The following is a 17,053-nucleotide window of genomic DNA, read 5'->3' on the forward strand; positions in this document are numbered from 1 at the left end:
TTGGCAGTGGTGCGGGCACACAGGTCCGTTCTGATAGCGGCTGAACAGCAATGCGCTAAACACTGCAGGTAACTAACGGCAGCTTTTACCGCTTAAAAATTTCAAGTCATTAACTGACAGTGAATAACTATGCCTTTTTTAAACCATTTAATCCCTTAATTTATGAAAGTAAACTTTTTACTACTAAAACACTGGAAATGCGGACTGCTTCTTACGATGCTGATTACCGCATTCTCCGCAAACATTAGTCATGCCCAAACACCTATCAGCGGCGTAGTGCGCGACTCAACCACTTCTGCTACCATCCCGGGTGTTTCTGTAATCGTTAAAGGCACTACCATAGGTACACAAACCGACGTAAACGGTAAGTTTACTATTAATGCTACAAAAGGCAGTACGCTGGTTTTTTCTTACATCGGATACAACACAGCTACAATTATTGTAGGAGATAATGCTTCACTGAATATCCGCCTGGCATCGTCGGCTCAAGGGCTTAAGGAGGTGGTTGTTGTAAGTTACGGAACACAAAGCAAGCGCGAAGTGACAGGGGCCATAGCCCAGGTAAAAGCCTCTGAACTAAAAGATATGCCAGTGCCCAACATCGGACAAAGGCTGCAAGGCAGGTTAGCGGGTGTTCAGATCAACAACAACTCAGGTACTCCGGGTGCAGAGATGAGTTTTCGTATTCGTGGTTCTGCATCAATCAATGCCGGCAATAATCCACTGATTGTTATAGATGGCTTCCCTTCGCAAAGCGGCCTGCAAACGCTAAGCCCAGACGAAATAGAAAATATTTCAGTCCTGAAGGACGCGTCGGCAGCTGCGCTTTACGGATCGAGGGCTGCTAACGGCGTCATCCTGGTAACAACCAGGCAGGCAAAGGTGGGCCAGAAGAGCCTAACCTTCAGTGGCTACTATGGCGTGCAATCCGTGCCCGACCGCGGTCGCCCTGATCTGATGAACGCACAGGAATTTGCACAATACAAGAAAGAATACTTTGAGGATGCTGCTAAATATGAAGGTTATACCGGCGGCGTGCCAGAAGTTTATGCACATCCCGAGCAGTACGCAGGACAAAAGGGGACAGACTGGTTCAAGATATTGCTTCGCAATGCACCTACACAGTCCTACAATATCAATTTTTCCAATGGTACCAAAGATTATAAAGCAGTTGTAAATGCCAGCTATAGTAAACAGGAAGGTGTGATCCTGAATTCATCCGATCAGCGGTATACTATCAGGTCAAATAATATTTATACACCATCAGATAAATTTAGCCTTGGAGCAAACGTGGAACTTTCTTATGGCAATAACCAGGTGGTTCCGGGGCTTGATAACGGCCGTAACATTATTGCAAACGCGTATTTGATGGATCCTACGTTGAATTACAAAAATCCTGACGGTACTTACCCCATTTCCTTCAGTCAACCTGGTATGTTTCCTAACCCCAACTATTACCTTGTTGTAACCCAAAGAATAAATAAAACAGCTGCCGCACGGGTATTGGCTAATGGCTTTGTGGAATTAACACCTTTCCCCGGCCTGAAGTTGAAATCTACTATCAACGTTAATACGGATAATACTAAGAACCGTCAGTTTACGCCCTCTACTGCCCAGGGAGGGCTTGGTGCGGCTCCTCCAAGACCTGCAACCGGAAGTTACTCCACCGGCAGTTTTGTATCCTGGCTTAACGAAAATACGGTTAACTACAAAAAGTCATTCGGAAATCATAATCTGGAAGCACTCGCAGGGTATACAATTCAGAAATACTCGTCCGAAAATAGCGTGATCAATGGCAGTCAGTTCCCGGACGACAATATCTCCTGGATTTCTGCAGCAACCACAAGGTTAGGCAACGTAGGTGCGAGTGAGTGGTCATTATTGCGTTTTGTTGGACGCTTGAATTATAATTATAATGAAAAGTACCTGTTTGAAGTTGCTTATAGCAGGGATGGGTCTTCCCGTTTTGGGACCAATAATAAATATGGTGATTTTCCTTCTGTTTCTGCCGGTTGGGTATTATCGGACGAAGAGTTTTTAAAAGATGTAAAGCCACTCAACTTTCTTAAACTGCGTGGAAGTTATGGTAAAGTAGGAAATAACAACATTGGTGATTATAACTATCTGGCTTCAATAAATACAAGCAACTACGTGTTTGGTTACGCGGTTACGCCGGGTAAACTGCTGAGTGGCATAGGCAACAATAACCTTACCTGGGAAACCAGCACCAGCTATGACTTCGGTTTAGACTTGGCGATGTTCAATAACCGGCTGTCTTTTACCTATGATTATTACTGGAAAAAGACGGACGGATTGCTTTACGCTATAGACATCCCGGTACAATCGGGGTATAATTCCATAACTTCTAACATTGGCCGTTTTGATTTCTGGGGTCATGAGTTCACCGTTTCAACCAGCAATTTGACCGGAACGCTAAAATGGAATACTAATTTTAATATATCTTTTGACAGGAATATTGTTAAAAAGTTAGGCACCAACGACGCACCTATCGGCGGTTACAACGAATACTGGGACGATAACCGGACCGCTGTTGGCCAACCTATCGGTATGTTTTATGGGTACATCAACACCGGCGTTTACATGACCCAGCAAGAGTTTGACAGCCAGCCGCATGGTGCTACCTCAATGGTGGGCACTGCCCGTTTTAAAGATGTGAGTGGCCCTAACGGCACCCCCGATGGCAAGATCGACAGCTATGACCGCACCTGGATTGGTAACCCGAACCCCACCTTTATTTACGGTTTGACAAACAACTTTACCTACAAAGATTTTGATCTGAGTATAACGGCTGCAGGTACTGTAGGCAATGATATTGCAGACGACGCCATTCAATCCACCGAAAACCTTGATGGCGTATTCAATGTTTTAAAAGGCGTATCACGCCGCTGGCGTTCAGAAGCAGATCCAGGTGATGGCATTTACCCAAGGACACGTACAGGAACCACTGCAGACTTTAGAAATTTTACGAGCAGGCAGGTTTTCAGCGGTACGTACCTTGCCATAAAAAATATTACGTTCGGCTATACCTTACCTGTCAAATCAAATAAATACTTCAAGAGTTTCCGCGCTTATCTCAGTGCTCAGAATGCCTTTATTTTCACCAAGTATCCCGGTATGAACCCCGAAGCTGGTTATGCCGGATTAAACGGTCTTAACCAGGGCAGGGACTGGACGAGCTATCCGGTGCCGCGTACGATTTCAGTTGGTTTTAACGCCGGATTTTAATTACAAATTAATTTATCAGATAATGAAAAAGACGATATATACTACATTTTTGATTCTGGCATTGGCGTCCTGCAAAAAGGATACCCTTAATCTGGTGCCGCAAACGCAGTTAAGCTCGGGCTCTTTTTATAAAGATGCGGTTCAGTTTAATCAGGCACTTACTGGTGCGTATACTTACCTTAGAGGTGTAGCAACCATGGGCATCTACATGGATGAGATGCGATCTGACAATACTTTTTTCACTTTCTATTCTGCAGACCGTGGAACAGGTGTCAGCACAGAAGCATTCGCTACATTTATCGATAACAGCACAACCAGCCAGGAGCTTAACTCTCCTGGAAACCGTTACGGAAACGCCTATTCGGGTATCGCAGCGGTTAATACTATACTGACACAACTGCAGAAGTCATCTTTAACGCAGGAAGAAAAGGAACAGATTTCCGGTGAAGCCCTGTTTTTACGTGCGTTTTATTATTATGACCTGGTAACTCATTACGGCGGTGTGCCGCTGCAGCTTGAACAGGTAACCGATGTTGATGGCGCTTTTTTACCGAGAAGCAGCGCCGACCAGGTATACAAACAAATCATCACTGATCTGACAGCTGCCATACCCGATTTACCTATAGCCAAAACGTTTCCGCAAAGCGGGCGCGCAACGCAGGGCGCAGCTAAAATGCTGCTCGCCTATGCTTATATGTCTGAGCCTAACCGTGAGTACCCAAAAGCAGAGGCAGCACTTATTGATATTACAAAAATGAACTACTCGCTATTGCCGGATTATGCAAGTGTGTTTGATCCGAGCAAAAAAAATAGCCAGGAATCTATTTTTGAGGTTCAGTATAAAATGGGTAACGATGGGCAGCAAAGCGATTTTGCCTGGCGCTTTATACCCAAAACCAGCAGCGCGCAAATGCTCATCGGTATCAATGTTGGCAACGGTGGGGGGAGTTTGCGAAGTGGGGGATGGAACGTTCCTACCCAAGAGATGGTTGACTCTTATGAAAGTGGCGACAAGCGTTTACCCGCATCCATAGGCGTAGTTGAAGGTACACTTGCAAGTGAGATCCTAACGCCAACAGCAGTTAAAAGCCCGGTGGGTTACACACCTGCCACGGGCGTAACTTATTACTATTTTGTAAAAAAATATCTCCACCCGCCATATCAGGTGGAATGGAACACCGATGATAACTTCCCTGTTTATCGTTATTCTGGTGCGTTACTGCTGCTTGCGGAATGTCTTGTTGCAGAAGGTAAAGCAGCCGAAGCGCTTCCATACCTCAATCAGGTAAGGGCAAGAGCAGGTTTGGCGGCACTCTCAACTGCTACAAAAGAAAATGTTGCTAATGAGATGCGACACGAACTTGCTTTTGAAAATCACAGATGGACCGATCTGATACGTAATGGCATGGCGATAGATGTGCTTAAAGCGAAAGGACAACGGCTTAAAGCTTTGAACGGCTGGCTACTTCCAAGCACATTTGATGTTACCCAGGACCGGTTGATTTATGCTATTCCTTTCAGGGAGATTCAGATCAATAATCAGCTAACACAGAACCCCGGTTATTAGATAACTGCAGTCAAAGGTGTTTAGAAGCCTCCGGCGCGGATTCTGCTTTCTAAAAAAGTAGTAAACGCGCATATTTATAAAGGGTTGCTCCCAAGCGAGAGAGCAACCCTTTTGTATTGATGATAAAGTAAATGATGTACATGGTGGTCTATTAAAGAATTACAGTAAATTTGTCAGGTAAGATAACCTACCTATGACAGCATTAGAGCAATATGTAGCCGGCTGGCGTAATCACGACGCTGCCGCAATTCTTGAAGTTCTCACACCTGATTGCATTGTTATCGAGAGCTTTGGGCCGGTCTACCGCGGGCATGATGTTATCGCACAATGGGTATCAACGTGGCTGGCTGAGGACGGCCGCGTTCTTGATTGGACAATCCATGAGCTACGATCTATGGGTGATGTTCAGATCGCAGATTGGACATTCCATTACAGTTGGCGAGGGAAAGAAAACACGTTTGATGGTGCAACAATCGCAAAGTTGCATGATGGCAAAATAGCCTATCTACGCGAATATGCCACGACCGCCCCACTTTATGACTGGCAAGGTCTTTGAGCTGGGCTTCAGGAAATTTATGGTTTTTCCGTTTTGAGTTCCTGTAAAAAAACAATATCCGGATCGGCTTCCTTAAGCCAACGCAGCAAATAGTCCAACCTGCCGTTGATCCCGTTGATATTGTAAGTGGCGATCTTCATCGTTTAGTCTAAGATCACCTGCCACTGGTTTTGGTCGTTGAGCATATAGCCCAAGCCATCGCTCATTTCATGCACTTCTTTCTGATGTTTCTCACTGAACCGGGTATGCAATTCCCGCACCAAACCGCCGTTCTCCCTTTTTAGAAACAATAGGAGGGAGGCCATATTAGGAGCGACGTCTTTTAACTGCTCATTCTCGCTTTCTTTAACAAAGGCGCTGCTCATGATGATTGATGTTAGATACGAAAGCCCCGCTAAACGGGGTTTCGCGCTTGTTTAACTTTTAAACTATTTGATCTTTTTTTCGATGGCACTGCGTTGGTTACCCGCTGATTTTTTCGCGTCTTTTACCGCCTGCTGGTTGGTACCTTCTTTATGCGCCTCATATTTAATCTCGTGTGGCTGATTCGATACCGAATTTCTTTCCACTTTACTTCCTCTTGTGCTCATAAGTAGATGATTTGATTTGTAAATATTTAACAAAATTTATTCCAAGAGGTTTTACAACGCTCAAACACGAGCTTTCTTTTGCTGTTTGATAAAAACATATTATAAACAATGAGTTGGACGTGCCCAAAGTGTGATCGGGAGTTGCCCTGGAAGGATTACCGCCATTATTGCCAGCGGGTCAGCCTTGACAGCTTATTTGAGGGCCGTTCACCGGAATTGGTTTTAGCGTTTGATAAGATACTGGCGGAAGTGGCAGATTGGGATAAAGTGCTGGTGGGTGTAACGCCAAATTGCATCGTTTTTACACGGAGAGTGGGTTTTCTGATCATACGTCCGATGAAAAAATGGCTGGATATTAAATTTTATTCAGCTGCTCCATATCCGGAAAAGCCGGTAATCAAAAGCTTTAAATCGGGTAATAAATACGAGAACCATATCCGCGTCGCTTCCACCGAAGATATCAGACCGGGCTTATTTGTTAACATCCGTGATTCTTACGAATTGATGCGAAAAAAACTTGCTGGTCAGGATGCTGAAAAACAATAGCGGTGTTATAAATACATGAAAATTCTCGGATGGGGATGAACACGGTTATAAGAAACGAAATAGTGACCTTATGCCAAAGCCGTCTCACCCTTACAGCATGAGGCGGCATTTTCTAATTGTGCATGGTTTGCAGTAAAGCTCCGAAGCATAGGAATGGCTATACCAAAACATACCCACCATCAACAACGACGGTTTGTCCGGTACAGTACCGTTGCTTCATCAGGTGCAGGTAGGTAGACGCAATGTCATCCGGCCCGGCAACAAACTTCACCGGTAACTTTTCAGAAAAGTGGTTGAACAGGTCATTTTGTTCTTCCGTACTCATGTTAGACCACAAACCAGTCCTTACCAATCCCGGCACAACGATATTTACACGGATTGGTGCCAGCTCAACCGCCATGGCGCGGGTAAAGCCTTCCATTGCCGCGCAGATACTTGCTCCCAAAGCCCAGCCTGCACCGGGGCGTCTGGCGGCGGACCCGCCAGATACTGTGATAGAACCACCTGCCCTGATATGACCTGCTGCATATTTCACCGCTGAAAAAGCACCCCAGTAACGCACTGTGAAGAATTGCTTGGCGCCATCAATATCAGTATCGACGATATTACCCAATTGTAAAGCTTCCCCGGCTGTGAACACCAGGTGATCAAACTGGCCAATGTCAGCAAACAAAGCGGCTATCTCTTGTTCGTTGGCCAGATCGACAGTCAAGCTGCGCGCACTGGCGGGTAATTCGCTAAGTGCGCTCTTCAAGCGGTCGCGGTTACTGGCTACAATAATAACTTCAGCTCCATCCTCGGCAGCGGCTTTGGCCGTTGAAAATCCTATGCCAGCGCTTCCGCCTAAAATGACCACTTTCTTTCCTTTTAAATTTTCCATGTGTATTTGCTTTTAGAGAAGCAAAATTCAGGAAGCAAAAGGCGGCAACACTTAACAAATGGTAAAAAATGCTTCAGCGTATATTTTTTCTGATGCGACTGAGTGATTGAGGCGTGATCTCCAGGTAGGAAGCGATGTCACTCAACGGAACTTCCCTGGCAATTTCAGGCTGTTGGGCCATGAAAGTTTTATATCGGGATGCAGCATCCAGCCCCATATATTCATTTCTTACTGCAATCTTATCCAGCAATGCCTGCTGAGTGATTTGATTGATGAGGGTTTTTAAGTAAGGCAATTTTTCAAATAGTTGATCAAGTTTTGCGCGCTTTAATACAATCACTTCGACATTGTTAACCGCTAAGATATTTTCTTTGGCAATTGTGCCATTGTTAAAACTGTTCAAGATAGAACAAAGGCGGCCTTCGCGAACAAAAAAGTAAGTGACCTCATTTCCTGCTTCATTGATTATCATGATGCGCAAAATACCGCTGCACACCAGGAACAATTCACGACAAATTTTTCCGGCTTCGAAAAGTACTTCGCCCTTTTTATAAAAGCGATGTTCGGTAGCTGCTTCAATCAATGCTTCATCGGCTGCCGGGATGGGCCGGTATTGCTGCAGGAAGGTAAACAGTGTAGATGTCATAGATGCAAAAGTAATATATACTGTAAATAACTGCTCCTTGTGTTAAGGGTGGTGCCTGATGGGGAATGGCTGGTCATGCTGAAATATTAGCATATTTGGACAAACAAAAGGCAAATATTTTATAATTTGATATTTGTTGTAAATGGAAGTGCAACCAAAAATGGAGAAAATCAATATACAGGAAATACAATCAGACAGAGGCGAGGAATACAAAGCCTTTTTTAGGTCCGGACTAATAGCTGATGAAAATAATTTTCGGATATCGCCGGATGATGATTTGCATAGTCCTTTTCCAAGCAAAGGCTACGCCGATAGCTTCACATTAGGAGCATTTATTAATGACCGTATAGTAGGTGTGGTAAGTTTCGTCAGGGATGGTTCGGACAGAGAAAAACTCAGGCACAAAGGAATTTTGTTCAGGATGTATGTAGATGGAAACTTCCGGAAACGAGGAATTGCCAATCTGTTGATTGAAGAGTTATTAAGGCGTGTACGATTGATTCCCGACATTGAGCAAATTAACCTGACTGTTGTTGCCGATAATGCGATCGCTACGGGTCTGTATGAAAAGTTCGGCTTTAAAACCTTTGGGGTTGAAGTGAACGCCATTAAGTGGAAAAACAGCTATTTTACAGAGAAACAAATGGTATTAAATATCAAGTCATAATTCTCAAATCAAAAAGTGCTATTGCCAGTGATTTCATCACTTTACTTATCTTTGAAGCGTGCTGACCGTCGATGATTTCAACATCCTTTCCGAAAATGAAAAAGCGAAATCGCCTGGTCGGGAACTTTTCTGACTGAGCGCGATTAAGATGACCACATCGTACAGCTTTACATGCATGCCGGATTTATTGATTTTGATATACTGGGGATTTAAAGGGCATCGTGCTGTAGCGACTATCGCGCAAAGGCATCTGACAAGTAACACGCCTTAAGTATTATAGCCTACTTGGGCGGACACACCATGCATGCCGTCAGCACCAGGGCTGACAAGAAACGCGATCCCAAAACAGCAGCCAGGTATTACATCAACTTGCCCCTCGGCCTGAACCATGAGCAGTTCGTGAAAGCGGTGCAGGAAAGTGAAGGCACTGTCTATACAGCAATGCTCAAACATGGAAGTAACCTTGAAGATCCTGCTGCCAGCCTTAATCAAAAGAATGAAGCGCTTGAAATCTATAAAAAAGCCTTTCTCAAAATCCTAAAAACGAAACTGCCAAGCGTAAGCTGGAACAATTGAATATGGAGCATTGATAAAATAGTAATTACCTCCTATAATGATTTTGAATAATGGCTATTTTTTACAAACGACCTGGCATGAAACAATTGAACTTTTAATTGCAGTAAGAGAAAATGTTTAACAACTGTTTAACATTTTTATTTGAATTGTTTTTAAAATGACCAAAAATCAAACTGAGGAAAGTAAAAAAGGGCGATTTTAGATTAAAATCGCCCTCTTCGTGGAGCCGGAGGGATTCGAACCCTCGTCCAAACATGGTATAAGATAAGCTTTCTACATGCTTAGCTTCTGTTTAATTGTCGGGAAAGGGAAGGTCAGTCGCTTACCTGTACCCGTTTCCGTAGGTGCTTTATCTCGCCCGCTTATCGCACCTAAAGCAGGCCAGTTCCGTTTTTCGATGCCCCATATGCCGGTTCAACAGAACAGAAAACCGACGGGACAAAAGCTATGCTAATTCTAAATTAGGCAGCTAAGGCGTAGTTATTTTCGCCATTTATAAGTTTGAGCGTTCAGATTTAAGCGCTAATTCACCCAACGCGCTGCATGCTTACCTATTTATCTCCATCCTGTCAATTCCGGTCGACCCCAATTATTTGTTGCTGAATATGCCAGTATAAAGTTAAACGGCCACAAATATACGCTTTAATAGCTCATGTTTACCATGGTGTCATAATCATATAACAATATTCTTACCAAAAGCTAAATGAGTACGATATCGTAGATGAATCGGCCAGAATAGACTATAAGCTGTCAATTTTACAGCATGTTGTAGTTCATCGGTTAACCATTGTAGTTTAAAGCTATTTTATACAATTGAGCCGACGTGCATTGCTTACATGCAGCCTTCTAACTTTTTTTGCGCCATAATCCAGCACTTAAGAAAATGAAAAAAATTATTTTACTAATCATTAGCACCATAGCACTGGCATCGTGCAGTAAAGACAATACAGGTAGTTTACCCGAACCGGATAATAATAAAGTTACTTTTTCATACAGTAATTTTGATCAAACAGACGGTGTTGCAACTTTTGAGCTCGGCGAAAGCGGTAATAACCTTTACATCGCCTTAGAGCATATTGATGGTACCTCTGTAAACGGTTTTATAGATGTACAGCTTGGCGATTACAAAGGCCCCGGTACGTACAACTTTGGCGATAACGTAAGTGTTAGGGCAATGCAAAACAATGTAACCGGTTATTGGAATAGCTATTTTTATGAAAATGATGAAGTTCAATATGCTACTGGCATTGTAAAAGTTAAGTCGCTGAATAACGATAGGATAGTGGCTGAAATAGATGGGAAATTATATCACACAGATGAAAATGGAAACCGTTCAGAAACAACTGTAAAAGCTTCGATAGATCACTTCAGATAAGAATATTAAAAAAAAATGCCCGGCAAGTTAAGCCGGACATTTAATGTATAAAGTTTTAATAGAGTTATAATTTCTCTGTCGCTACAGAGTCGGTACTTGTAACGGTAGAGGCGATAAAGTTACCTGGGGCACTTTCGTCTAACAGTTTCGAGCTATATTTATTGTCGTTACCGTTTATAAATAACACAGAGCCGCCTTTTATCGTATTTATGATCTTGTCCGATAATTCTGGAGTTACTGCAGGGCAGCCAAAGCTTCTACCCAAACGCCCTAACTGGTTGATAGTATTCTGACATACATAATCAGCAGCATGTATCACAATCCCCCTGGCACGGGCGGCGCTATTTACACCGGCATCAAGCCCGTTTAAGCGTAAAGAACGGCCATGTTTACCAAAATAAACATCGTCGGTCAGATAGAAACCTAAACTGCTTTGATGCGACTCATTATTGTTCGAGAATTTATCAGCCATATCTCCGCCGCTACCCTGTCCATGGGCAACCCACGTGTTTAATACCAGAGCCTTATTCAATACATCAATAACCCACATCCTTTTGGTACGGCTGGATTTTGTAAAATCTACAACAGTAATATAATTGCTGCTAAGCAACCTGTTATTTAATTTAAGATTTAAATAACCGGTAACCGCCTTTTGAAATACTGATAAATCCAGGCCTGATTGCTCAAGATTTGCCGTATTATAAATATTGGCAATATATTGGGCAAAAGCCTCTTTGGTTCCTGATGAATGGGGTAAAACTGCTTTGGCAGTTGTTTTATAAATGTTAGTTTTTACAGTGTTTGCAGGTTTCCAACTGATAATAATTACACAAAATAACATTAACATGCCTACAATCCACCTCAAGTGACTTCTTCTCATACTTTATCCAGTTTAATCGTTTAGTTTAAATAAAGGGTTATACAGGACTTAGGTTGCCTATCTTGTTGTGAGTACAACAAATATACGCTGAAAATGAAAATAAATTGTCATCAAAGTCTAATTTACTACTTTAATGACAATTTATTGCTGAAAGGTTAAAACTGAAAGTGCGGTTTATTTGTTCCAGATAATCTTTTCTTCAAGCGGAGTTTTGCGTTTACCTTCGGGCTGTTCATCCGTATATCCCAAGAATAAAACACCCAGTACGCTGTCTTCTGCACCTAAACCAAAATGCTCAGCAAATGCTGGTTTCAATACCATACCACCTGTGCTCCAAAAGGCGCCGATGTTTAAAGCTGTTGCGCCTAACAGAAGGTTCTGAATAGCGCATGAGGTAGCTACAACCTCTTCAAAAACAGGTATTTTAGGCAAATCGCCACGTTTTTGATAGGCAATTACTACGTGAGAAGCTTTATTAGCCTGGTTGCTCAGATTATTATATACCGTAGGGTTGAAGCTATCGCCCGGATTAGCAGCTTTATAAAGTTCGGCGTGTTGTATACAGTACTGAGATGGTTCTTCAAAAACAATAAATCGCCATGGTTCCGTATTACCATGATTAGGTGCCCAGTCGGCAAGTTCCAATACTGAAGCTATATGCCCGTTAGGTATTTTGTTGCCGTTCATGGTAGATGGTTTTATAGTACGGCGTGTTTTAACAACGTTTGCAATGGTGGAAAATATATTATCCATAAGGTTATTCTTTTTTAGTAGGGGCGAAATTAGAAAATTAAGAGGGATTATAAGTGAATATTATTTAATTACACCTAATGGCATGTAACTGATATAATAATACAGTATACCTGTCAAAGCCCAAAAAATTAAACCTGCATAGTAGTTGTTTATTTAAAAAGCGAAATTGGAAACCACCACTTTTTATACGCGGCCTTTGAATATTAACTATCTGAAGATTTCAATGTTGATTCAGGCATTATTTGTAGTTTAAAAACCTTCAGAAAAATAACTTTTTGAAACCGGACTTGCGGCATTAAATTGATAACAATACCTGCTTTACCTATTAGATAAAGCACGTATTGTTATTAAGTTGATCTAAAATAAATCAGGATAATTTGCGGGGTTGGCTTCATTCATGATCTTATAAACGGCCTCTATTACATCATCAACAGATGGTTTACTGAAATAGTCGCCGTCTGAGCCGTATGGTGGGCGATGTTCTGCCGCAGATAAAGTTTTAGGTTGCGCATCAAGCAAGTAATATCCATTTTGCGCCTCAATTATCTTTTGCAAGATATAGGCCGAACCACCGCCTGGTAAGTCCTCATCAACTACTAAAAGCTTATTGGTTTTTTGCAGCGATTGCCCACAGATGTTGTCAGTATCAAAAGGGTAGAGGGTTTGAGGGTCTACAACTTCGATATTGATGCCCATATTTTCCAGTTCATGTGCGGCTTCCATTACCACACGCAGAGTGGATCCATAGCTAACCACAGTAATGTCTGTTCCTTGTTTTATTACCTCGGCCTTACCCAGCGGTACTGTAAATTCCCCAACGTTAGCGGGTAATTTTTCTTTTAACCGGTATCCGTTAAGGCATTCAATCACTAAAGCCGGTTCGTCGCCTCGTAATAAAGTGTTGTACATACCGGCAGCCTGTGTCATATCCCGCGGAACGCAGATATGCATACCACGCAAAATATTTAATATATAACCAAGGGGAGAACCGGAATGCCAGATGCCCTCTAACCGGTGGCCGCGTGTGCGCACAATAACTGGTGCACGTTGGCCGCCATTTGTACGGTAGCTCAAACTTGCCAGGTCATCACTAAGAACGGTGATCGCATACAACAAATAATCCAGGTATTGTATCTCTGCAATTGGCCTTAGGCCACGCATAGCAAGCCCCATGCCCTGGCCTATAATAGTAGCCTCGCGTATACCGGTATCTGTAATACGTAAATTGCCATATTTGCTTTGTAAACCGGCAAAGCCCTGGTTAACGTCGCCTATGGCGCCAACATCCTCACCAAATGCAACAATGCTTTTATCGCGCTCAAAATTGGCATCAAAGCAGGCATTAAGCACTTCGCGGCCATCCAGCATTTTAGCATCTTCTGCATACTCAGGTGCAATTACCGGCACATATAAAGGTGACTTAGGCGTATTGGTGAATAGTTTGGAATTATAACGTATGCTATTTCTCTCAGTTTCGTTTTTAAGCCAGTTAACTAAGGCCTTGCGTGGTTCAGACGTTTCGTTAACGGTTAAGCGCAACACTTTGCGGGCGGTACCGTTGGTATCCCTTCGCCCCGGGTCTACGCAGGTTTGCAGGCCGGAGATAAGTGCCTGCAATTCTTCGCGGCTCGAAGAAATTTGGGCAACACCTTCTATCAGGCCGGTCACTTCAGCTATTTCTGCCTTAATTTCGTTCTCAAGTTCGGCCCAGGCCTCGCGCTGGCTGTTGCGTACATGCTTTTTAGCCTCAGCTTCAAGCGCATCAGCTTCCTCATCGGTAATTATAGCCGATTGGATCATCCACTTACGCATCTGTAAAAGGCAATCATGCTCTTCTTCCCAGGTCAGCCTGTCTTTAGATTTATAACGCTCATGAGAGCCAGAGGTGGAGTGGCCCTGAGGCTGCGTCATTTCTATAACATGTATCAATACAGGTACGTGCTCTTCACGGCAAAGTTTTATAGCGCGCTCATAGGTTTCGCAAAGCGCTACATAGTCCCACCCGCGAACCTTAAATATCTCATATCCCTTTCCATTTTCGTCTCGCTGAAAGCCCCGCAAAACTTCAGAAATATCCTCTTTTGTAGTTTGTAAACTTGCCGGTACCGAAATAGCGTAGGCATCATCCCATATAGATATGGCCATAGGAACCTGTAATACACCAGCAGCATTAAAGGTCTCAAAAAATAAGCCTTCTGAAGTTGATCCGTTGCCAATGGTGCCAAAGGCAACTTCATTCCCGTTGATTGAAAATTGTTTGAGGTATTCAAGCTCTTTGTTCTGCCTGTAAAGTTTAGAGGCGTAAGCCAGGCCCAAAAGCCTTGGCATGTGGCCGCCAGTGGTAGATATGTCGGCAGCGCAGTTCATTGTTTCGGCCTGGTTGGTCCAGTTGCCGTTGGCATCAACAAACCGGGTTGCATAATGGCAATTCATCTGTCGCCCGCCCGATGCAGGATCTTTTTCAATATCAGGATGTGCATATAGCTGAGCAAAAAACTCTTTAAGGTTGCTCATCCCGGTGGCAAACATAAAGGTTTGGTCGCGGTAATAGCCTGCGCGCCAATCGCCTTTCATAAATACCTTAGCCATGGCCAGTTGTGCAACTTCCTTACCATCGCCAAAAATACCGAATTTGGCTTTGCCGGTAAGCACTTCGCGCCTGCCAATTAAACTGGCTTGTCTGCTCTCATAACCAATGCGATAATCGTTGATGACGATTTGTTTAAAATCGTCAAAACTGAGCTCGGCATTGTTATAAATGGCAGAGGTATATATTGCAGTTTTAGGCATATTTTATTCTGTTTAGTTGGTAAAAGTAGGAAATTCTATTCTGTTTCGGCAATTGGTAATTGTAAAACAGTTAGATTTTACATAAGTTTTTATATTATGTTAAACCTTTTATCTTTGTAAGATTCAAAAGAATAATTATGAAAAAATTGATATTATTATTTGCGGTGGTTTTAGGTTTTGCCTTCAATGCATCAGCCCAGGATGATCAAAAACCAGAGTTCAAATTCAATGAGGAAAAGCACGATTTCGGCAAAATTCCTCAGGGTACACCTGTAACCACGGTATTTGAATTTACCAATGTTGGCGTACAGCCACTGATTTTGACCGAGGTTAAACCTACATGCGGTTGTACTATTGCCGACTATACTAAAACTCCGGTTTTAAAAGGTGCAAAGGGTACTATCAAAATTACCTATAATGCTGCAGTAGCTTCTGCATTTAACAAAACCATTGTGGTTACTTCAAATGCAAAAACACCTACCAAATATTTAAATATTGTGGGTGAAGTAGTTGCCAAGCCGGCAGTAAGCAGTAAATAATACTGATACTTAACTTAAGATACCAAGGCATCGCATCACGCGGTGCCTTTTTTGTTATGTAAACATGTACTGACAAAAGGTTTACATTTAAAAGCTTTTGCTAATTTTGCGGCATGCCAAAAATTTCGCACAAAGGGCAGCAAATGCCTGCTTCACCTATACGTAAGTTAACCCCTTTTGCTGATAAAGCCAAGACGGATGGTAAAAAAGTGTATCATCTTAATATTGGCCAGCCTGATATAGAAACTCCCGAAGGCATGCTTAATGCCATTAAAAATATTGATTTTAAGGTTTGGGCCTACACCCCGTCTGAAGGAACGCTGAGCTACCGAAAAAAGCTTACCGAATATTATAATAAGTTAGGCTACGGTATTACTCCTGAAAATATCATTGTTACTACAGGTGGGTCTGAAGCGATAACTATCGCGATGATGACCTGCCTTGATGAGGGCGATGAAGTGATTATCCCCGAACCTTTTTACGCTAACTATAATGGCTTCGCCAATCAAACCGATGTAGTGGTTAAACCGATACTGTCTTACATTGATAACGGGTTTGCTTTGCCGCCTATCAGCGAGTTTGAAAAGGTGATCACATCAAAAACAAAAGCGATTATTATTTGCAACCCTAATAACCCTACAGGGTATCTTTATTCGCGCGAAGAACTGGAAGCGCTGAAGGAACTTTGCCTTAAATATGATCTGTACCTGTTCAGCGACGAAGCCTACCGGGAATTTTGTTACGATGGCCGCAGCTTTATATCGCCTATGCATTTAAGCGGACTGGAAGATAATGTGGTGGTAATGGATACTGTAAGCAAACGCTATAGTGCTTGCGGTGCACGCCTGGGTTGCCTGATTACCAAAAATAGAGAGGTTATCGCGGCCGGGTTAAAATTCGCGCAGGCACGCTTGTCGCCGGGGATGGTTGAACAAATTGCAGGAGAGGCGGCAGTAGATACACCTGACGAATACTTTGACGCTGTAAGCAAGGAATATACTCAACGCCGCGATACCCTTGTCAATGCGCTTAACGCAATGGATGGGGTATATTGCCCTAACCCTGGCGGAGCTTTTTATGTAGTAGCCAAATTACCTATTGATGATGCTGATGAATTTTGCAGATGGATGCTGGAAAGCTTTAGTTATAACAACCAAACCGTTATGATGGCCCCTGCTACAGGCTTTTATAGTACGTCCGGGGCAGGTAAAAATGAGGTACGTATGGCTTATGTACTTAACAACGCCGATTTGAAAAACGCTATGGAATGCCTTGCCGAAGCACTTAAACAATATCCCGGCAGGACTATATGATATATGACTCAAAATAAAAAAAACGAGGCCGTCTCATAAGTCATTATGAGGCGGCCTCTTTTTGTTTGGATTGGGTTAGTTAACAGTAAGGCTGGACCGTGTCAGCTTGCTTTATTCTTTTCGGGATGG

At 42.9% G+C, this 17,053-nt stretch carries 17 protein-coding genes and 1 other RNA gene; 9 read left to right on the forward strand and 9 right to left on the reverse strand.

All coding sequences use genetic code 11. The features are described from left to right. Window positions 1-162: 162 nt before the first annotated feature. From ACFQZX_RS05760 to ACFQZX_RS05770, 3 genes are all read left to right on the forward strand, one after another. Entirely contained in the window at window positions 163-3,246 is a 3,084-nt protein-coding gene (locus tag ACFQZX_RS05760; protein ID WP_377112438.1) for a SusC/RagA family TonB-linked outer membrane protein, read from the forward strand. A gap of 22 nt (window positions 3,247-3,268) precedes the next feature. After that, window positions 3,269-4,813 carry a RagB/SusD family nutrient uptake outer membrane protein gene (locus ACFQZX_RS05765; RefSeq protein ID WP_377112441.1) on the forward strand — a complete coding sequence of 515 codons (1,545 nt, stop codon included), beginning with the start codon at window positions 3,269-3,271 and terminating at the stop codon, window positions 4,811-4,813. A gap of 193 nt (window positions 4,814-5,006) precedes the next feature. Next, window positions 5,007-5,369, forward strand: a complete 363-nt coding sequence (locus tag ACFQZX_RS05770; protein WP_377112444.1) for a nuclear transport factor 2 family protein — start codon at window positions 5,007-5,009, stop codon at window positions 5,367-5,369. A gap of 17 nt (window positions 5,370-5,386) precedes the next feature. On the opposite strand, the gene ACFQZX_RS05775 is transcribed toward ACFQZX_RS05770, so the two are convergent. From ACFQZX_RS05775 to ACFQZX_RS05785, 3 genes are all read right to left on the reverse strand, one after another. Continuing rightward, window positions 5,387-5,509, reverse strand: coding sequence for an endonuclease/exonuclease/phosphatase family protein (locus tag ACFQZX_RS05775; protein WP_377112446.1), 123 nt, complete (start codon window positions 5,507-5,509; stop codon window positions 5,387-5,389). 3 nt (window positions 5,510-5,512) lie between these two features. Then, entirely contained in the window at window positions 5,513-5,734 is a 222-nt protein-coding gene (locus ACFQZX_RS05780; protein WP_377112449.1) for a hypothetical protein, read from the reverse strand. A gap of 63 nt (window positions 5,735-5,797) precedes the next feature. Further along, window positions 5,798-5,959: a DUF3606 domain-containing protein gene (locus tag ACFQZX_RS05785; RefSeq protein WP_377112452.1), complete on the reverse strand. Its 162-nt coding sequence runs from the start codon at window positions 5,957-5,959 to the stop codon at window positions 5,798-5,800. Window positions 5,960-6,067: 108 nt separating this feature from the next. Here ACFQZX_RS05785 and ACFQZX_RS05790 point away from each other — a divergent pair, with 108 nt between their 5' ends. Further along, window positions 6,068-6,505, forward strand: coding sequence for a DUF5655 domain-containing protein (locus ACFQZX_RS05790; RefSeq protein ID WP_377112455.1), 438 nt, complete (start codon window positions 6,068-6,070; stop codon window positions 6,503-6,505). A gap of 157 nt (window positions 6,506-6,662) precedes the next feature. Here the strand turns inward: ACFQZX_RS05790 and ACFQZX_RS05795 are convergent, their stop codons facing one another. Together ACFQZX_RS05795 and ACFQZX_RS05800 are read right to left on the reverse strand one after the other, a co-directional pair. Beyond that, window positions 6,663-7,385: an SDR family oxidoreductase gene (locus tag ACFQZX_RS05795; RefSeq protein WP_377112457.1), complete on the reverse strand. Its 723-nt coding sequence runs from the start codon at window positions 7,383-7,385 to the stop codon at window positions 6,663-6,665. A gap of 73 nt (window positions 7,386-7,458) precedes the next feature. After that, window positions 7,459-8,031: a Crp/Fnr family transcriptional regulator gene (locus tag ACFQZX_RS05800; protein WP_377112460.1), complete on the reverse strand. Its 573-nt coding sequence runs from the start codon at window positions 8,029-8,031 to the stop codon at window positions 7,459-7,461. 142 nt (window positions 8,032-8,173) lie between these two features. On the opposite strand from ACFQZX_RS05800, the gene ACFQZX_RS05805 reads away from it, so the two are divergent. Beyond that, window positions 8,174-8,698: a GNAT family N-acetyltransferase gene (locus tag ACFQZX_RS05805; RefSeq protein ID WP_377112462.1), complete on the forward strand. Its 525-nt coding sequence runs from the start codon at window positions 8,174-8,176 to the stop codon at window positions 8,696-8,698. A gap of 285 nt (window positions 8,699-8,983) precedes the next feature. Further along, window positions 8,984-9,274, forward strand: coding sequence for a hypothetical protein (locus ACFQZX_RS05810; protein ID WP_377112464.1), 291 nt, complete (start codon window positions 8,984-8,986; stop codon window positions 9,272-9,274). Window positions 9,275-9,492: 218 nt separating this feature from the next. On the opposite strand, the gene ssrA is transcribed toward ACFQZX_RS05810, so the two are convergent. Beyond that, window positions 9,493-9,861: a transfer-messenger RNA gene (gene ssrA / locus ACFQZX_RS05815) on the reverse strand. 296 nt (window positions 9,862-10,157) lie between these two features. Here ssrA and ACFQZX_RS05820 point away from each other — a divergent pair. Further along, entirely contained in the window at window positions 10,158-10,649 is a 492-nt protein-coding gene (locus ACFQZX_RS05820) for a hypothetical protein (protein WP_377112466.1), read from the forward strand. A gap of 64 nt (window positions 10,650-10,713) precedes the next feature. On the opposite strand, the gene ACFQZX_RS05825 is transcribed toward ACFQZX_RS05820, so the two are convergent. The 3 genes from ACFQZX_RS05825 to ACFQZX_RS05835 all read right to left on the reverse strand — a co-directional run bounded on the left by ACFQZX_RS05825 (window position 10,714) and on the right by ACFQZX_RS05835 (window position 15,072). Then, window positions 10,714-11,529 carry a murein L,D-transpeptidase catalytic domain family protein gene (locus ACFQZX_RS05825; protein WP_377112468.1) on the reverse strand — a complete coding sequence of 272 codons (816 nt, stop codon included), beginning with the start codon at window positions 11,527-11,529 and terminating at the stop codon, window positions 10,714-10,716. Window positions 11,530-11,703: 174 nt separating this feature from the next. Beyond that, window positions 11,704-12,282: a nitroreductase family protein gene (locus ACFQZX_RS05830; RefSeq protein WP_377112471.1), complete on the reverse strand. Its 579-nt coding sequence runs from the start codon at window positions 12,280-12,282 to the stop codon at window positions 11,704-11,706. 357 nt (window positions 12,283-12,639) lie between these two features. Then, complete coding sequence (locus tag ACFQZX_RS05835) at window positions 12,640-15,072, reverse strand: alpha-ketoacid dehydrogenase subunit alpha/beta (protein ID WP_377112473.1); 2,433 nt, start codon at window positions 15,070-15,072, stop codon at window positions 12,640-12,642. Window positions 15,073-15,209: 137 nt separating this feature from the next. On the opposite strand from ACFQZX_RS05835, the gene ACFQZX_RS05840 reads away from it, so the two are divergent. Next, the gene (locus ACFQZX_RS05840) at window positions 15,210-15,611 is read left to right on the forward strand and encodes a DUF1573 domain-containing protein (RefSeq protein WP_377112475.1); all 402 of its coding nucleotides are present in this window, start codon (window positions 15,210-15,212) and stop codon (window positions 15,609-15,611) included. Window positions 15,612-15,724: 113 nt separating this feature from the next. Then, the gene (locus ACFQZX_RS05845) at window positions 15,725-16,924 is read left to right on the forward strand and encodes a pyridoxal phosphate-dependent aminotransferase (RefSeq protein WP_377112477.1); all 1,200 of its coding nucleotides are present in this window, start codon (window positions 15,725-15,727) and stop codon (window positions 16,922-16,924) included. Window positions 16,925-17,053 lie beyond the last annotated feature (129 nt).

It is taken from the genome of Mucilaginibacter litoreus, from assembly GCF_042676805.1.
In the GTDB taxonomy this organism is placed as follows: domain Bacteria; phylum Bacteroidota; class Bacteroidia; order Sphingobacteriales; family Sphingobacteriaceae; genus Mucilaginibacter; species Mucilaginibacter litoreus.

What these genes read in the sequence shown, in the direction of transcription:
- ACFQZX_RS05830 (WP_377112471.1), bottom strand. Translation starts at nt 12,282, where the DNA reads ATGGATAATATATTTTCCACCATTGCAAACGTTGTTAAAACACGCCGT.
- ACFQZX_RS05770 (WP_377112444.1), top strand. Translation starts at nt 5,007, where the DNA reads ATGACAGCATTAGAGCAATATGTAGCCGGCTGGCGTAATCACGACGCT.
- ACFQZX_RS05780 (WP_377112449.1), bottom strand. Translation starts at nt 5,734, where the DNA reads ATGAGCAGCGCCTTTGTTAAAGAAAGCGAGAATGAGCAGTTAAAAGAC.
- ACFQZX_RS05785 (WP_377112452.1), bottom strand. Translation starts at nt 5,959, where the DNA reads ATGAGCACAAGAGGAAGTAAAGTGGAAAGAAATTCGGTATCGAATCAG.
- ACFQZX_RS05775 (WP_377112446.1), bottom strand. Translation starts at nt 5,509, where the DNA reads ATGAAGATCGCCACTTACAATATCAACGGGATCAACGGCAGGTTGGAC.
- ACFQZX_RS05820 (WP_377112466.1), top strand. Translation starts at nt 10,158, where the DNA reads ATGAAAAAAATTATTTTACTAATCATTAGCACCATAGCACTGGCATCG.
- ACFQZX_RS05845 (WP_377112477.1), top strand. Translation starts at nt 15,725, where the DNA reads ATGCCAAAAATTTCGCACAAAGGGCAGCAAATGCCTGCTTCACCTATA.
- ACFQZX_RS05805 (WP_377112462.1), top strand. Translation starts at nt 8,174, where the DNA reads ATGGAAGTGCAACCAAAAATGGAGAAAATCAATATACAGGAAATACAA.
- ACFQZX_RS05760 (WP_377112438.1), top strand. Translation starts at nt 163, where the DNA reads ATGAAAGTAAACTTTTTACTACTAAAACACTGGAAATGCGGACTGCTT.
- ACFQZX_RS05795 (WP_377112457.1), bottom strand. Translation starts at nt 7,385, where the DNA reads ATGGAAAATTTAAAAGGAAAGAAAGTGGTCATTTTAGGCGGAAGCGCT.
- ACFQZX_RS05840 (WP_377112475.1), top strand. Translation starts at nt 15,210, where the DNA reads ATGAAAAAATTGATATTATTATTTGCGGTGGTTTTAGGTTTTGCCTTC.
- ACFQZX_RS05825 (WP_377112468.1), bottom strand. Translation starts at nt 11,529, where the DNA reads ATGAGAAGAAGTCACTTGAGGTGGATTGTAGGCATGTTAATGTTATTT.
- ACFQZX_RS05765 (WP_377112441.1), top strand. Translation starts at nt 3,269, where the DNA reads ATGAAAAAGACGATATATACTACATTTTTGATTCTGGCATTGGCGTCC.
- ACFQZX_RS05835 (WP_377112473.1), bottom strand. Translation starts at nt 15,072, where the DNA reads ATGCCTAAAACTGCAATATATACCTCTGCCATTTATAACAATGCCGAG.
- ACFQZX_RS05790 (WP_377112455.1), top strand. Translation starts at nt 6,068, where the DNA reads ATGAGTTGGACGTGCCCAAAGTGTGATCGGGAGTTGCCCTGGAAGGAT.
- ACFQZX_RS05800 (WP_377112460.1), bottom strand. Translation starts at nt 8,031, where the DNA reads ATGACATCTACACTGTTTACCTTCCTGCAGCAATACCGGCCCATCCCG.